We start from the raw sequence: 16598 nt of genomic DNA on the forward strand, positions 1-16598 counted from the left end.
GCCGGGCCCGCCCCGCTGTTCGGGACCGGCCGCGAGGTCGCCGTCGACGCCGCCGCCTGGCTCAACGCCACCGCCTCGGTCCGGCTCGAGCTCGACGACGGGCACCGGCTCGCCGGCGGCCACCCGGCCGCGCACGGGTTCCCGGCGGTCCTCGCGCTGGCCGCGCGCCACCGGGTCCCGGGCGAGGAGCTGTGCTGCGCGTTGCTCGCCGCCTACGAGGTCGCCGCCCGCTTCGGCCGGGCCACCCGGCTGCGGCCGGGCACCCACCCGCACGGCAACTGGGGCGTCGCCGGGGCGGCGGCCGGCTGCGCCCGCGTCCTGGGCCTGTCCGCGACGGACACCGCGACCGCGATCGACGCCGGCGGCGGCCTGCCGGTCGCCGGGCCCTTCGCCGCCGCGCTGGACGGCAACCCGGTCCGCGACCTCTGGATGGGCGCGGCCAACCAGTCCGGTCTCGCCGCGGCCCGGCTGGCCGCGTCCGGGACCGGGCACCCGACCGGCGTGACCGCCGACGCGCTCGGCGACCTGCTGGGCACCCTGGACCCGGACCTCCTGGACGGCGGGGACGGCTGGGAGGTCCTCGGCGGCTACTTCAAGCAGCACTCGTCCTGCTCGTTCACCCACGCCGCCGTCGACGCCGCCCTGGACCTGCGCGATCGCGTGGACGGTGAGGTCGAGCAGGTGCTGGTCGAGGTGCACTCGCTCGGCGCGCAGCTCGACCGCACGTCCTGGCCGACCCCACTGGCCGCGATGTTCTCGCTGCCCTTCGCCGTCGCGACCGCGTTGCGCCGGGGCCGGATGGCCCCGGCCGACACCTCCCCGCACGCACTGGCCGACCCGGCCACCGCGGACCTGGCCCGCCGGATCACGGTGCGCGCGGCCGCGGACCTGGACGCGCGGCTACCCACCGAGCGCCCGGCCCGGGTCACCGTGACCACGGCGGCCGGGCCGCTGGTCGCGGAGCGCCCGAACCCGGTCGGCGACGCCGCACACCACCCGTTCACCTCGCGGGACCGGGACCGCGTCCTCGGTGCGCTGCTCGGCTCACCGGACACCATGGCCGACCTCCGCACCCGTTGTGCCGCACTGCCCACCACGCCCGACGCCGGGGAGGCGCTGCGCGCGCTCGGCGCGGCGATCCCCGGCCGATGAGGAGGACCCGATGCTCGTCCATGCCGTCACCCCCATCATCGTCGGATCGGCCGAGGTGGCCCGGCGGCAGGCCCGCTACGACGCGCTCGCCCCCGCGGGCGTCCGGGTGGTCCTGTCCGACCTGGCCCCCGACGGCCCCCGCGCGCTGGACACGGCGGACCAGGTGCGGCACTCGGAGGAGCTCGTCGCCGCCGCGCTGTCGGCGGCCCCCGCGGGCGACGCCGTGCTGCCGGACTGCGTGCTCGACACCGGAGTCCCGGTCGACGGCGGCCGGCTCGGCGGGCGGCCCGCACTCGGTCTGCTCCGGCTGACCGTCGGGGCCGCGGTGGCCGCCGGGCACCGCGTCGGCGCCGTGGCCCGGAACCGGGCGATCGCTGACGAGCTTCTGGATCGGGTCACCGCCTACGGCTGGGCCGGAAGCTTCGACGAGGTCGCTGTGCTGGACCTGCAGGTGACCGACATCGACGACGCCGCGCGCTGGGACGAGGCGATGCGCCCGGCCCTGCTCGCGGCCCGCGCCGCCGGGGTGACGGCGGTGGTCAACGGCTGCTCGGCCGTGGACACCGCCGTCCGGGACCCGGACCTGCCCCTGGTCCTCGACCCGATCCGGACCGGGCTCGGCGTGCTCGGGGCGCTCGGCGGGACGCCGGCCCGCTGAGTCGTCGCGACTCAGCCGGTGCGAGCGCGTCGTCAAGCCGCAAGAAGGCCGTCTGGCCCAACTGGGGGCGGAAACACGACGTCGCACCTACGTGGCTGGGCGGAGTCGACCTCTCGACTCACCGAGAGCAGCACCTGACTCCAGATCGTGGGGTCCGACCACTCCGGGGACGACTCAGTTCGCCGGCAGGAGGGCTGGTACTGGTGCGGTATTCGGGGCCTGCGGTATTCGTCGGGTTATCCGACCGTCACCTGGCAACAGATGTGGTCCGAGCTCAGAGACCTCTCAGTCATCGGCCGGTGACACCCGGTCCCCACCGGGCCGGTGCCGACCCGGAGCCCGAGCACGTCTCGCGCGCCGTCGCAGTTGATGTCGATCACGACGTAGATCGGGTGGTCGGCCACCTGGCCTTCGCGGATCTGGACGTACAGCGCGTATATGAGCACCACGGGTCGGCCCGATCGAGGGGGCGGCTCCGTCGGGCGGTGATTTCGTCGACCACCTTGTCGGTGACCTCCGAGGCCAACCCCTGCGGCACGGTGGCGCCAAAGACCTCGCCGAGTTCCGCGGGACCTTCACCTCGACGGGCCCGATCTCGATGCGCACCGTCTTCGCGAACTCCCATTGCGGTGGTTGTCGCCGCGCGAAACCGAACGACCTTCGGGGTCGCAGCTCAGGTGCTCGGTCATCTCGGTGTCCAGCGCGGTCTGCAGGACCGCGCGGGCCCCCGGGGCCGGCGGGCCGTCCGGGACGATTGGCGAGGCCTCGGATCGGCACGCCTCCTCGATCAGCTCTTGAGCAAGTCGCACGTCTGACCCGCGCTTCCGGTGGCAGGTTCTGCTGATCAACGGTCGTCTCCGCTGGCGGTGGTCGCTGGGGACGAGCACGGCACGGGTGCGGTCGCCGTGGAGGCGACGCAGGGTTGGTGATGCGAGGTAGGGCGTAGTGGCAGAGCCGGTGTGCCGAGAGGGCCGCGACGGTGGCCCGGTGGGCGAGGGTGATCTCGAAGCGTGGGGGTCGCGGTGGCGCCGGGGTGTAGTGCCGTGCCGGGCCGGTTCTGCCGGGTCGTGCCGGTCAACGCTCGTCGGTGATCGTGATCGTGATCGCGAGTGGCGACGGATGGAGGCGGTCGGTGACCAGCAGGGCCCGCTCGACGGGGCTGCCCCGCCCGACGATCAGTTGCAGGGCGGTGCCACGCCTCGCGGCGTGGGTGTGCGTGGCGGTGAGCATGGTGATGGCGTGGACGGAGAGGAAGGTGACCTCGCGCAGGTCGAGCACGACCCGGTCGGTGGTTCCGCTGTAGTCGCGTAAGCGGCGTTCCAGTGCCGGGCTCGTCGCGGCGTCGATCTCGCCGTGGATCGTGAGCAGTACGGCTCCGGTGGGGTGCTCCCGCTTCTCGACGAGCATGACGTGGGTATGTGGCCGGGGCCGGGTCACGGGCTCACCACTCGCGGCGGGACGGTGCAGCTGGTCCGGGGCCGGTGGTGTCCGGGCTGGAACCATCGGGCTGTTCCGGTCACCGGCGGGTTCGGCGGCCGATGACCAAGCGGTCGATCACGAGCAGGACGATTGAGCCGATCAGCGCGATGATCCAGGTGCGGAGGTCGAAGAAGGCGCCGGTGCTGATCCCGAAGAGCCGGGAGCTGACGAATCCGCCGAGCAGCCCGCCCAGGATGCCGAGAATGACCGTGACGAGGATGCCGCCGGGGTCCTTGCCCGGCATGACCAGTGTGGCCAGGGCGCCGGCGACGAGGCCGACGACGACCCATCCGAGGATTCCCATGATGTGTCCGTATCTGTGAGCGCACCACGCTGATGGCGCTTCGTGCGGAGTGCTGCGGTCAGGGCTGTGTGTCGGTGACCGGCCGCGGCTGCGGCTGCTGGGGGGATCGGTCCGGCGCCGGTGCGTGGATTCCGTGTGTCCGGTCGCCGGTACCGGGGGGCGTGGTGCCGGTGGCGAGCGGACCGCGGGCTCGGCGGGCGAGCAGGCGCTGTGCCCAGGTCAGGACGTGGGTCAGCGCGGAGGGGCCGTGGCGGCGTTCGATGGCGCGTCCGAGTGCGCCCAGGACGCGGCTGAGCAGCGGGACGGCGATCGCGAAGATCGCCCAGGTGCGTAGGTGGCGGGACAGCAGGACCCACATGCAGCAGCTCCTCGGGTGTCGGTCGTGGTCGGTGGTCATGAGCTCGGACATCGCGCGGGACCGGTCCTCACGCCGCTCACCGATGACGTGGGTCACGATGACCGGGTCAGTCGAGGACGTCGTCGATGATCACGATGATCTGGGTGGGATCGAGGTCGGTGAGCTGTCGTACGCGGTCGGTCACGGCGCGGCGGACGTCCGCGGCCAGCTGGTGCAGTGAGCGGCCGTAGTCGGCGGCCAGAGTGATCTCGATGACGGTGCTGGTGCCGGCGACTCCGACGTGGACCTCGGAGTCGGTGTCCTGGTGGGAGCCGGTGAGGTCCCTGCTCAGCGCGACGCGGACGCCGGGTACCTCCTGGGCGCTGTGACGGGCGGCGACGACCACGACCCGGGCCGCGACGCGGGTGGTGCCCTGCGGGCCGCGCAGGGTGGCGTAGTCGGTGTCCTCGACCGCTCCGCGGATCCGCGCGAGTGCGGCGTCGATCCCGGCCTCGGGGGTGTCGACCTGTTCCGCGGCGAGCTCGCGCAGCGGTGACCACAGCCGGTCGAACTCGGCCAGGGCCGCCTGGCAGTGGACACAGTGGTTCTGGTGGGGGTCGAGGGTGGCGGCGTCGCCGCGGGCGACCTGGTCGAGCAGATCGTCGCGGGACCGGGCGCAGGGCAGCAGGTCCGGCCGCAGAGAGATGTGTCCGCCGCCGGAGGCCTGGTCCCCTGTGCGGTCGTGCTCGTGGCTGGTCATGTCCACTCCCGCATGGTCTCGGCGAGCTGTCGGCGCCCACGGGACAGGCGTCCCCGGACGGTCGGTTCGGAGACGCCGAGGATGCTCGCCGCCTCGTCGTAGCTGAGCTGCTCGATGTCGATCAGCACGATCGGGGCGCGCTGGTCGGCCGGGAGCCCGGCGAGCGCGGCGAGCGCCGCGCGCAGGCGGTCACGTGCCTCGGCCTGGGCGTCGGCGCCGGGGGACCTGACGAGGTCGGGATCCTCGAGGGGGGTGTCATGGCGGCGGCGCTTGAGGTGGGTGATGCAGCGGTTGACCACGATCCGGTAGAGCCAGGTGGTGAACATGCTGTCACCGGCGAAGCCCGCCAGTGCGGTCCAGACCTGGATGACCACGTCCTGGGTGATGTCCTCGGCGTCGTCGCGGTTGCCCAGCATGCGCAGCGCGATGCGGTGGATGCGGTCGCGGTGGCGCCGGATGAGGACCTCGTAGGCCTCGATGGAGCCGAGCTGGGCCTTGCCGACGAGCCAGGCGTCGGCCTGGTGGTCGATCTGGTCGGCGTTGCGGCCGGGGCCTGCGCCGGCAGGGGACCGGCCGGGGCGTGCTGGTCGATCGGTCTCGGCGACGGTGTGGTCGCTGCGCCGGTGGTCGGGGTGTGGTCGGGAGGCGCCGGTCATCGCGGCGGGCCGTTCGGACGGCGGCGGTGGCTCTGCGCACGCTGGCGTCGTGGGTCCGGGTCCGGGTCCGGGTCAGACATGACACCTCTCCTGGATGATGGCCGAGTGGTCCTCCGCCTTCTGCCGCATCCGGACCCCTGCAGGTGACGGGCGTGCGGGCCGGGTCCCTGGGTCCGCGGTCGTCGGTCGGCAGGCCGGTGCGGAGAGCGGCGGGCCGTTGCGGCGCGCCGGTCGCGGTGGCGGAGGGCTGCACCCGGCGGGGTGTGCGCGGTGCCCGTGCGAGGCCGGCGGCGAGACCTGGTGTTCGGGAGCGACGGGCGAAGGCGGTGGCGGGGCCCGTGGTCCCTGGAGAGCACGGGCCCCGTACCGCGAGAGGAATGCCGCAGGCCGAGCTTCGGTCCCGGGTGGCTCCGTCGGAGCGAAGGGGATGTGCGCTGCTCGGAGGTGTCGCGGTCAGTCCTTGGTGAAGGTGTCCTTGACGTTCTTGGCGGTGTCCTTGGCCTTCTCGCCGGCCTGCTTGGCGGCGGCCTCGGCCTGGTCGGCCTGCCCGTCGCGCTTGAGGTCGTCGTTGTCGGTGACGTCGCCGACCTTCTCCTTGGCCTTGCCGACCGCGTCCTGGGCCTTGTTCTTCGCCTTGTCGGTGAAGCTCATCGTCGTTCTCCTGTCGTCTGACGGATGTGTCGCCGGTCCCCGGACCGATCGAGCCGGGTGACGGTCGTGCCACGGCAGACAGCGCAGGCGTCCGCGGCGGTGGACGACGGTGCGGGCGCTCGGGCCGGCGTCGTGTGCGATGCCGGCCATCTCGTCCGCAACGGCCATCCGACAGTTCTGACGACTCCCGGCCCCCGATCCTCACGCGCCGAGATGGTGACTCGTGTCACGTACCGGTGAGGGTGAGTGCAGAAGCCGCCGGGCTCACCGACGTGCCGTCGATCGGGATGGCGACCGGATGAGCCACGCTCAACACGACACCGATCGCGATCCCCGTTCTCGCCCAGCCGCGGATGGGCCGAACGCGAGAGCGACACCGAGGTCTCCCACGGTGTCCCCGGCGATCACGGCGGTGCCGACTCCTCCGATGACGAGCAGGGCGGTTCCCAGCGCCTCCGCGGCGCTGCTGCGCAGCAGGGTGGGCGGGTGCGGATCGGTTCCGACCGACTTCTTGTCCTGGGGATCCGAGGTGGCTCCGGAGGTGGACGCCCGACCGTCGGTCACGACACTGTCCTTCACATCCGGTCGACTCTGCGCCCGGCCGCGCGCGTGATCGATGGGCACGACTCCGGGCCAGGCGCCGAGAAGCCGTCGCCCTCTGCCCCCGAGGGGCTGGGGGTCATCGATGTGGACGTCATCGGCCGGCCGGCGGCCGCGTCGACGGCGTCCGAACTGTCGTGGCGTGCGGCGGGACGAGGAGCCGGGAGCGCGACCGGGCAGGCGAGGTCGCTGATGACGGTGGTCATTCCGGCCGGCTCAGCGGATGCTCGTCGCGGGGATCGGCAGCCGCGGCTCTCCGCCGCCGGAGGTGCTCGGCGAGACGTGCCAGCAGGTACACCTGTGTCACGATCGCGACCGATCCGACGAGTGCGGCGGTCGGTGACGCGGGCATCATGAACGCGGTGTGCGACACGAGGATGCCGCCGATGAGCCGGATCCGGTGCCGGTCACTCCACCCGGGCGATGCCTGCCAACGCAGGAGCAGCCAGCCGAACGGGCCGGCGGTCATCAGGCCGACGACCAGCCGCTGGGCGGGGGACATCAGGTCGCCGAGCAGCATCGTGGGGCCGAGGCCGAGCGGGAGCAGCGTGGTGAGGAACGCCATGGTCAGGTACCCGGACACGACTCCGACCAGGGTCGGGTGGGGCGTCTTCCGGGCCCCGCGAACGCGGGCGGTGACGCCGCGGCGGGGGAGGACCACCAGCGCGACCACGCCGAGCGTCGCGATGAGTGCGAGGAACAGGAGCGTGAAGCCCCAGGGGGTCCGGTAGCCGGGGTCCTCGGTCGCCGAGATCAGGTGGCGGAGCCCGAGCACACCCAGGACCGCGAGGGAGCCCGCGCCGGCCAGGCCCCGGTTGCCGAGGTAGGGCCGGTCCCGTTGTGCCGGGAAGAGGAGGTCGGTGAGGGTGATCGGAACGAGGACGCTGAGCACGACGTGCACGCCGACCTGGGATTCCCAGTAGGTCCAGTTCACGCCGAGCGCCCGGAATCCCCAGTCGGCGGCGCCGTACATCCGGGGGCTGGTCAGGGCCTGCAGGCCCAGGCCGTCCTCCGCGACCTGGTAGGCCACGCCCAGCAGTACGAGGCTCGGCCAGGTGCCACCGGCCCGCACGGTCGCCTCGCGGAGCACGAGGACACCGGCGCCGTACATCACCATCAGCAGCGGCACCAGCAGCCAGGTGAACGGCACCGCGACCGCGGTGAAGGTGAGCTCCGCGCACACCGTGGTCAGCAGTGCGAGCGTCCAGGGCGCCCGGTTCCACCGCCGGTTCCCTGACCGGTTCATCCAGTGGCCGCCTCTCTGCGTGTCGGGTGGTGCGGTCCCGGTGGGGGCAGCGACCGTCGTGTGTGCAGGAGCTCGTCGAGCTTCGCGTTCTGGGCCTTCGCCATGGCCGTGGCCGCCTGTTCGACGACCGCGCGTTCGGCCGGGTCGTCCGGCATCGGCGGGGCGAGATCCGGATGCAGGCGGGAGGCGCGCAGCCAGGCGTCGATGTCCGGGTTCGCTGCCCAGCGCAGCTGTTCCGCGTTCGCCGAGAGGGCGAACCGGAGCCAGTCCACGTCGCTGCTCGGGTAGGGGGTGACGGGGCAGAGTTCGTTGCGCACGGTGTCGTCGGGACCGGTCGCCTCCACGTGTGCGACGAGTGCGGCGCTGAACACCGGCTGGCACGCGCGGACCGGCTGCAGGGTGATCAGTCCGTCCTGGAAGATCGGTACGACGGGCAGCTGCTTCACGGCGTCGGCGGTGCAGTCCACGTGCAGCACCTGGGGGCCGGTCGGGAGCGTGCCGCCGTCGAGTTCGATGGCCGTCGGGTCGATGCGTGTGACCCGGCCGAGGCGGACGACGTCGGAGATCCTGCGCAGCTGTTCCAGCTCGGCCCGGGAGACGGTGGCGCAGCGGAACGCCGTCGGCCGCTCGTCCGGGGAGATCCTCAGCAGCGCTCCCGCCGCGTCGAGCCGGTCGAAGAGGTCGCCTACCGACTCGGCGCCCATGATCGCGGAGTGCTTCGCGGCGTGGTCCGCCGCGATGTCCGCGGGGCGGCGCAGCGGCATCGGCTGCACCGTCGCACGGTCGATGAGCCACGGCGCTCGGGGCATGATCCAGGTCAGGTCGGCGGGGTCGACGCCCTGCTCCAGCAGCCAGAGGCAGGCGTCGATCCCGGTCTTGCCCGCTCCGACGACGACGTAGCGGTCGGAGGGCTCGCGAACGGCGGGCAACTCGTTCGGCGGCACGACTCGGATCCCGTCGGCGACCGGGAACGCCGGCGGCCGCATCGCGGGCACCGTGACGCCCTGGTAGGTGGTGTCCACGATCCTGCGCCGCACGGTCACCCGGTACCGGGTGCCCGAGGTCGTCACGTGGAACCGTCCGCCACCCCGGTACTCGGCCATCGGGAAGTAGGAGACCCGCCCGGACGGCAGGAACGTCCGGCGCATCACCTGGTCGAAGTAGTCGCAGATCTCGGCGGCGCCCGCCAGCTCGTACATCCCGGCGTTCCAGCCCGTCCGGTCGACCCGGTCCTCGCCGAGCGGGCGGGAGTTCACGCCGTACATCGCCGACGGTTGGTGCAGCCGTACGAAGGGGTAGGCGATGGTCCAGTGCCCGCCGGGTCGGTCGTAGCGGTCGACCATGGTGACGGTCGCCCGCGACTCGGTCAGCACCGTGTCGACGAACGCCATCGCGGTCGCACCTGCGCCGATCACGAGGTAGTCGGTGTCGATGTCGGTCACCATCGTGTCGCTCCTGTCCGTCTGTTCGGTCGGTTCAGCCCGATGCGGCCATCGCGGCGATGGCGCCCTTCGTCCGGGCGATGGCCGTGCGCACTGCGGGACCGACGGCCTGCCCCGTGGCGATGTCGCCCATCCGTGTGCGGACCTGCCTCCGGTGACCGGTGGGCAGCGCGCGGCGCCACAGCCTCGCGGCGTGCAGCACGCCGATCAGGGCAGCGGTGCGCTCGTCGGGCTCGTGCCCGTCGAGGACGGCGTCGGCGAGCCTGCTGCGGATCTCGGATCCGGCCGAGGAGTCCTGTGTGGGGTAGCGATGCGCCGGGACGAGACCGAGCAGCCGGCCGCGTCGGCGCCGGAGCACACCGCGTTCGACGAGCGCGGCGATGGCGCGCCCCGGCGCCCCGGCGCGCGTCCGTCGCAACAGCGTCGAGACCTTCACCCGGCCCGCGACCTCGGCGAGGACGGTGTCGAGGTGCCCGGCCCCTGTCGGAGCCGGGTCCACGACCGTGACGACGTCGTCGTCCCCCACGGCGATGCGCTCGGCGAGGGCCAGCTCGACGACGACCGCACCGGCCACGGCCCAGTCCAGGCCGAGGCGGGTCCCGCCCCTGCCGGTGTCCTCGTCGAGGGCGATGAGGACGACTTCCTCGGCGACGGTGAGCATGGGGATGTCCTTTCCGGTCCGGCGGGTGGTGCGGGGCAGACCGCCGGGTGGCGAAGCCCCGGTCGCTGACTGCGTACGCTGTAGCGAACTACGCGTACACTGTCTCCACGAGGATGTGAGCCGGTCAATAAATCGTGCTCAAACGCCTCTGCGAAGTGAACTAGTGCGGCGGAAGTGAACTAGTGCACTTCCGCCGCTGTCGACGACGACGCTCAGGAGGTCCGCATGTCGGAGGACGCTCAGCCGGAGCCGCTCTACCGGCGGATCGCCGGGGAGTTCGCCGCCCGGATCCGATCCGGTGATCTGAGGCCGGGGGACCGGATCCCGTCCATCCGGCAGATCGCCGACCGGTGGAACGTCGCGATCGCGACCGCGACGAAGGTTCTTGCTGTCCTGCGCGACGAGGGCCTGGTCGAGGCGAAGGTGGGCTCCGGCACCGTCGTCAGCGCCCGCACGAACGGGCCGCGCCGGCCGGGCCGGGCGCAGCCGTCCGCTTCCCGGCCGTTCCCGCCGCGTCCGGCCGGCGGAGCGAGGCAGGCGCTCAGTCGCGAGCACGTGCTGCGGACCGCTGTCGCGATCGCCGACGTCGAGGGTGCGGGCGCGGTGTCCATGCGGCGGGTCGCCGCCGAGCTCGGCGTGGGGGCGATGTCCCTCTATCGCCACATCGCGAACAAGGACGATCTGATGACCGAGATGGCCGACCTGGTCTTCGGGGAGCTGGAACTCCCCGACCCGGGGCCCGACGGCTGGCGAGCCAGACTGGAGCTGATCGCGCGGTGGCAGTGGGGGCTGTGCCGGCGACACCTGTGGCTGCCCCGAGCGGTGTCGTTCACCCGGCCCTCGATGGCGCCGAACATGATGGCGCACACCGAGTGGACCCTGCGGGCGCTCGAGGGTCTCGGCCTGTCACTGCGCACGCGGATGCAGGAGGCGCTCGCGCTGCACTCGTTGGTGATCAACGCTGCACTGTCCACAGCGGACGAGGTGGAGGCCGAGCAGGAGACAGGTGTGTCGCTGGGCCGGTGGCGGCAAGCGCAGCGTGCACGGACCGACGCGCTGTTCGCCGACGGGCGCTTCCCCTTGCTGGCGCAGGTTCATGAGCAGGTCGTCCCCGACGTCGACGAGCTGTTCGACTACAGCCTGGCCCGGCACCTGGACGGGTTCGCGGTCCTGGTGGGGGAGCCACCGTCGAGCAACTCGCGGTCGGCCCCGTGACCGCCGGCTCCGTGCCGGGACTCCTCGACGGGTCAGTCCGTGACGGGTTCGAGCAGCACCACCGGCACCTCCCGGTCACCGGTCAGGGCGGCGCGCTCGCGCAGGTCGGCGAAGAACGGGTACAGCCCGTCGGCGTAGGCGAGCCAGTCCGCGCGTTCGGTGCCCTCGGCGACGCGCGCGGTCATCAGCGCCCGGCGCGCCCCGTCCTGCAGCTGCACCGTCGGGTGGGCGGTCAGGTTGTGGAACCAGCTCGGGTGCCGGGCCTGCCCACCGGCCGACGCGCCGAGGGCGTAGACGCCGCCGCGCTCGATCCGCATCAGGGGGGTCTTGCGCAGCGTGCCCGACCGTGCCCCGCGGGTGGTCAGGACGACGACGGGGCCGCCCAGCATGGTCGCACCCTCCCGGCCGTCGGTGCGTTCGTAGAGCTCGACCTGGTCGCGGGTGGTGGGATCGGAGCTGGGGACGTACTCGCCGTCCAGCAGGTTCGGTGTCATGCCGGGTCGTTCCTTCCGTCGGTGGGTCCCGGACCCTGCGGGCCGGGGTCAGAGAGTGATCACGGTCTTGCCGACGCTCCGGCCGCTCTCGACGAGCGTGTGTGCGGCCCGCATGGCCTCGGGGGTCAGTCCCTGCAGCGTCGTCGTCCCGATCGGACGCAGGCGGCCCGCCACGACGTCGCCCGCCGCGCGGGCGAGGATCCGGCCCTGACGGGCGGCGTCGCCGCCGGTGACGATCGTGCTGAACACCATCTCGCCGTGCAGCGACAGCGACCTGACGGCGACCGCCTCCAGGTCCCAGCGCCCCGGCGCGTCGACGAAGGAGAGGTGTCCGAACGGGCGCAGCAGCTCGACGTACGAGGTGAGCCGGCTGCCGGTGTCCGAGGTGGACAGCACGAGGTCGACGGGGCCGACCCCGGCGTCGCGCAGCTGGGCGGCGAGGTCGCGGTGGTGGTCGACGACGAGGTCGGCCCCCAAGGCGGTGGTCCACTCCCGTGACTCGGGCCGCGACGCCGTGCCGATCACGAATGCCTGCGTCCACGTCGCCAGCAGCTGCGTGGCCATCGAGCCCACACCGCCCGCAGCGCCGACGACCAGGACGTTCCCGACGCCGGCGGGCAGTGCGTCGCCATCGCGGACGAGCGCCTCCCACGCGGTGAGCACGCCGATCGGCAGGGATGCGGCGTCGGCGAACGTGAGCTCGTCGGCGATCGGGGCGACGACCCGGTGGTCGACCGCGACGCGTTCGGCCCAGCTCCCGTCGCGGGTGATGTCGCCGGTGCCCATCACCCGGTCCCCGACCGCGAACCCGGTGGCCGCGGGCCCGGTCGCGACGACGACGCCCGCGAACTCCCATCCGAGGACGACCCGACCGCCCGGCGGCGCACTGCGGGTCCGCCGGATCGCGGCCTCGCCGGGGTTGATACCGATCGCCCGCACCTCGACCAGCAGGTCACCGGCCCGCAGCCGCGGTTCGGCGACGTCGACCAGATCGATGGCGAACGCGTCGAGCAGGTGCGCCCGCTCGTAGGCGAGTGCCTTCACCACGCCTCTCCGTCCGGGTCCTGGCGCAGGGCGTGCAGGGCCGAGAGGGGGCCGCCGACCTGCATCAGCCGTCCGCCGTCGCGCAGCGGTCCGGCGTCGACCGGGGCGAACCCGATGCGGTCGGCGAGTTCGTGGAACGTGGCCTTGGCCGCGGTGTCGTCGCCGGCGTGGAACAGCAGCTGCCGCCCTTCCGGGTGCCGGGGGTCGGCGGCGATGTAGCGGGCGTAGAGCGTGTTGAACGCCTTGACCACGCGTGCGCCGGGGGCCAGCGCCGCCACGAGCTCGCTCGGCGTCGCCGCACCGGGATCGACGTCCGCCGACTCCGGCATCCGGTTGGTCGTGTCCACCAGGATGCGGCCGTCCCAGGGTGGGAGCCCGGCCAGTGCGTCGCCGACCCGCGGCCACGGCACGGTCAGGAACACCATGTCGGCCCGCGCGGCGTCCTCGACCGGCGCTGCCCGCACCGACGACCCCAGTCGCGCCACGACATCGCGCAGCGAGTCGGGGCCGCGGCTGTTGCTCAGGGTGACGGTGTGCCCCGCCCTCACCAGATGAGCGGCCACGGCCTGCGCGACCGTCCCGGCGCCGATGGTTCCGAACCGCACGAGAACCCCTCCTTTGATGATGGACGACATCAATAACTACACGACCGGAGGTGGGTGCCGTCAAGCCGGACGGCCAGTTTTGATGGTGGCCATCATCGAAAGTCGGCTAGACTCGGCCGGGGTCCTGGCCTGGGAGGTGGTCGACATGCCCCGCGTCACACGGGAGCAGAAGCAGCGCAACCGCGAGCGGATCCTGGCCGCGGCGGGCGAGGGGTTCCGGCTGCGCGGCATCGACGGGACGGGTATCGACGGACTGATGAAGTCGGCGGGCATGACCCACGGCGGCTTCTACAACCACTTCGCGTCCAAGAGCGACCTCGCCGTCGAGGTCCTGCATCAGGGCTTCATCGACTCGCTGGCGGTGCTCGACGGCCTCCGTGCGGCACACCCCGGCTCGGCGCGCGCCGCCCTGGACGGCATGATCGACCAGTACGTCGACGCCGAGCACCGGGACCACCCCGAAGCCGGATGTCCCTCGGCCGCACTCGTCTCCGACGCGGGACGGCACGGTGCCGGCGCGCAGGCCGAGTACCGCCGCGGTCTGGACGGCTACTTCGACGCCATCGCGGAGATGGTGATCGAGTGCGGCCGCGAGATCGGTACCGAGATCACCCCGGCCGAGGCCAGGGAGCAGGCGGTGGCACTGTTCAGCCAGATGGTCGGCGCGCTCCTGCTCGCCCGGGCGGTGGCCGACGTCGCCCCGGACCTGTCGGACGAGGTCCTCGCGGCCAACCGGAGCCGGCTCAAGGACCGGTGAGCGCGCGGCGCAGCGGGTTCACGGGCCGATGATGCGCCGCTCGCCCGCGTGGTGATCGTCGGCGGCTCAGGTCCCCGAGCGCTCCGCCGGTGCCTCCCGCCGAGGTGGGTAGGCATCACGGATGCGGTGCAGGGTGTCCGTGACGACGGCGCGGACGTCGGCCTCCTGCAGCGGGGCCGGGCTCAGTGCCGAACCGAGCGAGAAGCCCTCGACCAGGGTGAGCAGCAGGAGCGCTTCGCGGTGCAGTGCCTCCTCGTCGATCACACGGTCGGCGAGTGCCGAGCGCAGGAGCGACCGGATCGCCTCCGCGGCCGCGAGCGAGGTCGCGGCGACCTCGGCTGCGAACCCCGGGTCCGTGCGCGCCATCACCCGGTACTCGACGAGTGCGATGTTCTCCTTGCGTTCCTGCTCGCTGGTGGGTGCGACGAGGACGACCAGCTCGGCGACCCGGCTCGCCGGATCCCCGGAGAGCCCCGGGTTGCGGTGCTCCGCGCGCTGGAGCAGGACGCCCAACGTGAACGACATGACCTCCCGCAGGTTGTCGCCGAAGTAGTGCCGGATGCTCCCGATGGCCAGGCCGGAGCGTGCGGAGATCCGGGCGAGGGTCACCGAGCGGAGTCCGTGCGCCGCGATCTCGTCGATCACGGCGTCGGCGACCTGCGCTCGCCGGGCATCCGGGTCCACGCGTCTGGGCATGGCCCCACTCTATCGCCCGATGTGGCATGAGCATGCTATGTTTCTAGCACGTTCATGCTAGAAACCGCTTCGGTCCGGGCGTAGCACCCACCCGGCCGCGCCGCCGTCGAGCCCACAGCGGTCCGCGTCCGGCGCATCCCGGTCACGGTCGGCAGGTCCTTCCGTACCTGCAGGTCGTCGACCCGGCCGGACGCACATCGCCGCCGCACCCGGACCCGCCCCAGGAGAGACATGTCCTCGTATCGCCGACGCCCGCACCGATCGCGACGGACCGTGCCGCGTCTCGCCGTGGCCCTCACCGTCATCCCCCTCGTCCTGTCGGCGGCCTGCACGTCGGCGACCCCGCCGGAGCCCGCTGGGCAGGCGGACATGGCCGCCTACCTGACGCAGGAACTCGACTGGGGCAGCTGCACCGACACCGCGACCAACGCCGCGGACGCCGAGCTGTTCGCGAACCCCGCACTGGAGTGCGCGTCGGTCGAGGTCCCACTCGACTACGACGCCCCGGCGGGGGAGAGGGCACGGATCGCCCTCACCCGTCTCCCCGCCCGGGGAGAGGCCGAGGGATCACTGCTGATCAACCCCGGCGGCCCCGGCGGATCCGGCACCAGCTTCGTGGCGTCCTTCCTGCCCCAGTGGCAGAACGGTCCCGTCGCCGAGCGCTTCGACATCGTCGGCTTCGACCCGCGCGGGATCGGGGCGTCGACCCCGGCCCTCGACTGCTACACCGACGAGGAGTACGACGCAGGGGACGTGCCCCGGTTCGGCGCCGTGTACGACATCACCAGCGCCGAGCAGGCGGTGGACCACGCGCAGCGCTGCATCGAGGGCTCCGGAGGCGTCGAGAACCTCGTCAACGCCGGATCGGCGAACGTCGTCCGTGACATGGACATCATGCGGGAGGTCCTCGGCGACGAGCGGCTGACCTTCCTCGGCTACAGCTACGGCTCCGAGATCGGCGCCATGTACCTCGCCGCGCACCCCGACAAGGTCCGTGCCGTCGTGCTCGACAGCGCCGTCGGGCCCGACTGGACACCGAGCGAGCTCCGCCTCGCCCAGTTCACCGCCTCCCAGGCCCGGTTCGACGAGGTCGCCGCGCTCTGCGCCCGGTCACCCGACTGTGTCCTCGGGCCCGATCCCGCGGCGGCGAACGAGCGTCTGCACGAGATCGTCGCGCCGCTGGTCGGGACGCCGGTGCCCACCGCCGACGGCAGGGACGTGAGCGTCTGGGACGTCTACCTCGGGATCACGGCGGGCCTGGCGGCGGAGGCCCACTGGCCCACGCTGATCTCCGCTCTGACCGCGCTCGACGCGGGGCGGGCCGAGGAGATCCTCGCCCTGCGCGACGGCTTCTACAGCCGTACCGCCGACGGCGTCTACACCACGGACATCGATACGAACATCGCCGTGCGCTGCATGGACTGGCCCCGCCTGACACCGGAGGAGCAGACCGCGCACGCGCGCGAGGTCGCGAACGTCGCACCGATGTTCGGCATCGACCTGCTGACGGCCGGGACCCACCACAGCGAGTGCGAGGCGTGGCCCGCCCCGCCGACACGCGACGTCCCGTGGCTCCCCGCCGATCTCGAGGGCCTGCCCGAGGCGCTCGTCGTGTCGCTCACCGGCGATCCCGCGACGCCGTATCCGGGTGGCGTCTCCATGGCACGAACCCTCGGCGCGAGCCTGCTCACCGTCGACGGCAAGCAGCACGGCGCCTACCTCCTCGGTGGCAGCGCGTGCGTCGACGATGCGGTCAACGCCTATCTCCTCGACCTCGAGACCCCGCCGGCCGATGCCCGATGCAGCCTCTGACCCGCTCGGGACCCCGTTCCCGCAGACAG

The 16598-nt window shown here is 72.7% G+C and carries 19 protein-coding genes; 5 read left to right on the top strand and 14 right to left on the bottom strand.

All coding sequences use genetic code 11. The features are described 5' to 3' along the window. Both NH602_RS06745 and NH602_RS06750 read left to right on the top strand, forming a co-directional pair. Positions 1-1152, top strand: a 1152-nt coding sequence (locus NH602_RS06745; RefSeq protein ID WP_253067328.1) for an MmgE/PrpD family protein, incomplete at its 5' end; no start/stop codon positions are given. A gap of 10 nt (positions 1153-1162) precedes the next feature. Further along, positions 1163-1810, top strand: a complete 648-nt coding sequence (locus tag NH602_RS06750) for a hydantoin racemase (RefSeq protein WP_179762200.1) — start codon at positions 1163-1165, stop codon at positions 1808-1810. Positions 1811-2046: 236 nt separating this feature from the next. On the opposite strand, the gene NH602_RS32170 is transcribed toward NH602_RS06750, so the two are convergent. The 10 genes from NH602_RS32170 to NH602_RS06795 form a co-directional block, all read right to left on the bottom strand. Continuing rightward, positions 2047-2259 (bottom strand): transposase, encoded by a 213-nt coding sequence (locus NH602_RS32170; protein WP_374210139.1) that lies wholly within the window; start codon positions 2257-2259, stop codon positions 2047-2049. Positions 2260-2884: 625 nt separating this feature from the next. Then, a complete protein-coding gene (locus NH602_RS06755) occupies positions 2885-3247 on the bottom strand; it encodes an STAS domain-containing protein (RefSeq protein ID WP_253067329.1) in 363 nt (120 codons plus the stop codon). Between the two features lie 79 nt (positions 3248-3326). Beyond that, the gene (locus NH602_RS06760) at positions 3327-3593 is read right to left on the bottom strand and encodes a GlsB/YeaQ/YmgE family stress response membrane protein (protein ID WP_179762204.1); all 267 of its coding nucleotides are present in this window, start codon (positions 3591-3593) and stop codon (positions 3327-3329) included. 58 nt (positions 3594-3651) lie between these two features. After that, a complete protein-coding gene (locus NH602_RS06765) occupies positions 3652-4047 on the bottom strand; it encodes a hypothetical protein (RefSeq protein ID WP_179762205.1) in 396 nt (131 codons plus the stop codon). Positions 4048-4057: 10 nt separating this feature from the next. Beyond that, positions 4058-4690, bottom strand: a complete 633-nt coding sequence (locus tag NH602_RS06770) for an Asp23/Gls24 family envelope stress response protein (RefSeq protein ID WP_179762206.1) — start codon at positions 4688-4690, stop codon at positions 4058-4060. Beyond that, positions 4687-5346, bottom strand: a complete 660-nt coding sequence (locus tag NH602_RS06775; RefSeq protein WP_253067330.1) for an RNA polymerase sigma factor — start codon at positions 5344-5346, stop codon at positions 4687-4689. Before NH602_RS06775 ends, NH602_RS06770 begins: the two co-directional genes overlap by 4 nt. Positions 5347-5799: 453 nt before the next feature. Then, complete coding sequence (locus tag NH602_RS06780; RefSeq protein WP_179762208.1) at positions 5800-5997, bottom strand: CsbD family protein; 198 nt, start codon at positions 5995-5997, stop codon at positions 5800-5802. An 802-nt stretch (positions 5998-6799) separates the two neighbouring features. After that, positions 6800-7843 carry a hypothetical protein gene (locus NH602_RS06785; protein ID WP_179762209.1) on the bottom strand — a complete coding sequence of 348 codons (1044 nt, stop codon included), beginning with the start codon at positions 7841-7843 and terminating at the stop codon, positions 6800-6802. After that, positions 7840-9288, bottom strand: coding sequence for an NAD(P)/FAD-dependent oxidoreductase (locus NH602_RS06790; RefSeq protein ID WP_179762210.1), 1449 nt, complete (start codon positions 9286-9288; stop codon positions 7840-7842). Before NH602_RS06790 ends, NH602_RS06785 begins: the two co-directional genes overlap by 4 nt. A gap of 31 nt (positions 9289-9319) precedes the next feature. Continuing rightward, the gene (locus NH602_RS06795) at positions 9320-9946 is read right to left on the bottom strand and encodes a GPP34 family phosphoprotein (RefSeq protein ID WP_179762211.1); all 627 of its coding nucleotides are present in this window, start codon (positions 9944-9946) and stop codon (positions 9320-9322) included. A gap of 225 nt (positions 9947-10171) precedes the next feature. Between NH602_RS06795 and NH602_RS06800 the strand changes: the two genes are divergently transcribed. Beyond that, positions 10172-11161 carry a TetR/AcrR family transcriptional regulator gene (locus NH602_RS06800; protein WP_179762212.1) on the top strand — a complete coding sequence of 330 codons (990 nt, stop codon included), beginning with the start codon at positions 10172-10174 and terminating at the stop codon, positions 11159-11161. Positions 11162-11193: 32 nt separating this feature from the next. Here NH602_RS06800 and NH602_RS06805 read toward each other — a convergent pair whose 3' ends face one another. From NH602_RS06805 to NH602_RS06815, 3 genes are read right to left on the bottom strand one after another with little or no spacing between them, the layout of a single operon-like run. Continuing rightward, entirely contained in the window at positions 11194-11655 is a 462-nt protein-coding gene (locus NH602_RS06805) for a nitroreductase family deazaflavin-dependent oxidoreductase (RefSeq protein WP_253067331.1), read from the bottom strand. 48 nt (positions 11656-11703) lie between these two features. Next, positions 11704-12702: an alcohol dehydrogenase catalytic domain-containing protein gene (locus NH602_RS06810; protein WP_253067332.1), complete on the bottom strand. Its 999-nt coding sequence runs from the start codon at positions 12700-12702 to the stop codon at positions 11704-11706. Continuing rightward, positions 12696-13304, bottom strand: coding sequence for an NADPH-dependent F420 reductase (locus tag NH602_RS06815; protein ID WP_179762215.1), 609 nt, complete (start codon positions 13302-13304; stop codon positions 12696-12698). The genes NH602_RS06810 and NH602_RS06815 overlap by 7 nt, the downstream gene beginning before the upstream one ends. A gap of 145 nt (positions 13305-13449) precedes the next feature. On the opposite strand from NH602_RS06815, the gene NH602_RS06820 reads away from it, so the two are divergent. After that, positions 13450-14061, top strand: a complete 612-nt coding sequence (locus tag NH602_RS06820; protein WP_179762216.1) for a TetR/AcrR family transcriptional regulator — start codon at positions 13450-13452, stop codon at positions 14059-14061. Positions 14062-14127: 66 nt separating this feature from the next. Here NH602_RS06820 and NH602_RS06825 read toward each other — a convergent pair whose 3' ends face one another. Beyond that, positions 14128-14757 carry a TetR/AcrR family transcriptional regulator gene (locus tag NH602_RS06825; protein ID WP_179762217.1) on the bottom strand — a complete coding sequence of 210 codons (630 nt, stop codon included), beginning with the start codon at positions 14755-14757 and terminating at the stop codon, positions 14128-14130. Between the two features lie 288 nt (positions 14758-15045). Here NH602_RS06825 and NH602_RS06830 point away from each other — a divergent pair, with 288 nt between their 5' ends. Beyond that, on the top strand, positions 15046-16569 hold the full coding sequence (locus NH602_RS06830) for an alpha/beta hydrolase (protein ID WP_253067333.1): 1524 nt from the start codon (positions 15046-15048) through the stop codon (positions 16567-16569). Positions 16570-16598 lie beyond the last annotated feature (29 nt).

Origin of the sequence: Pseudonocardia sp. McavD-2-B, from assembly GCF_024124365.1 — a bacterium.
GTDB lineage: Bacteria > Actinomycetota > Actinomycetes > Mycobacteriales > Pseudonocardiaceae > Pseudonocardia > Pseudonocardia alni.

What these genes read in the sequence shown, in the direction of transcription:
- NH602_RS06750 (WP_179762200.1), top strand. Translation starts at nt 1,163, where the DNA reads ATGCTCGTCCATGCCGTCACCCCCATCATCGTCGGATCGGCCGAGGTG.
- NH602_RS06760 (WP_179762204.1), bottom strand. Translation starts at nt 3,593, where the DNA reads ATGGGAATCCTCGGATGGGTCGTCGTCGGCCTCGTCGCCGGCGCCCTG.
- NH602_RS06770 (WP_179762206.1), bottom strand. Translation starts at nt 4,690, where the DNA reads ATGACCAGCCACGAGCACGACCGCACAGGGGACCAGGCCTCCGGCGGC.
- NH602_RS06775 (WP_253067330.1), bottom strand. Translation starts at nt 5,346, where the DNA reads ATGACCGGCGCCTCCCGACCACACCCCGACCACCGGCGCAGCGACCAC.
- NH602_RS06780 (WP_179762208.1), bottom strand. Translation starts at nt 5,997, where the DNA reads ATGAGCTTCACCGACAAGGCGAAGAACAAGGCCCAGGACGCGGTCGGC.
- NH602_RS06785 (WP_179762209.1), bottom strand. Translation starts at nt 7,843, where the DNA reads ATGAACCGGTCAGGGAACCGGCGGTGGAACCGGGCGCCCTGGACGCTC.
- NH602_RS06790 (WP_179762210.1), bottom strand. Translation starts at nt 9,288, where the DNA reads ATGGTGACCGACATCGACACCGACTACCTCGTGATCGGCGCAGGTGCG.
- NH602_RS06795 (WP_179762211.1), bottom strand. Translation starts at nt 9,946, where the DNA reads ATGCTCACCGTCGCCGAGGAAGTCGTCCTCATCGCCCTCGACGAGGAC.
- NH602_RS06800 (WP_179762212.1), top strand. Translation starts at nt 10,172, where the DNA reads ATGTCGGAGGACGCTCAGCCGGAGCCGCTCTACCGGCGGATCGCCGGG.
- NH602_RS06805 (WP_253067331.1), bottom strand. Translation starts at nt 11,655, where the DNA reads ATGACACCGAACCTGCTGGACGGCGAGTACGTCCCCAGCTCCGATCCC.
- NH602_RS06820 (WP_179762216.1), top strand. Translation starts at nt 13,450, where the DNA reads ATGCCCCGCGTCACACGGGAGCAGAAGCAGCGCAACCGCGAGCGGATC.
- NH602_RS06825 (WP_179762217.1), bottom strand. Translation starts at nt 14,757, where the DNA reads ATGCCCAGACGCGTGGACCCGGATGCCCGGCGAGCGCAGGTCGCCGAC.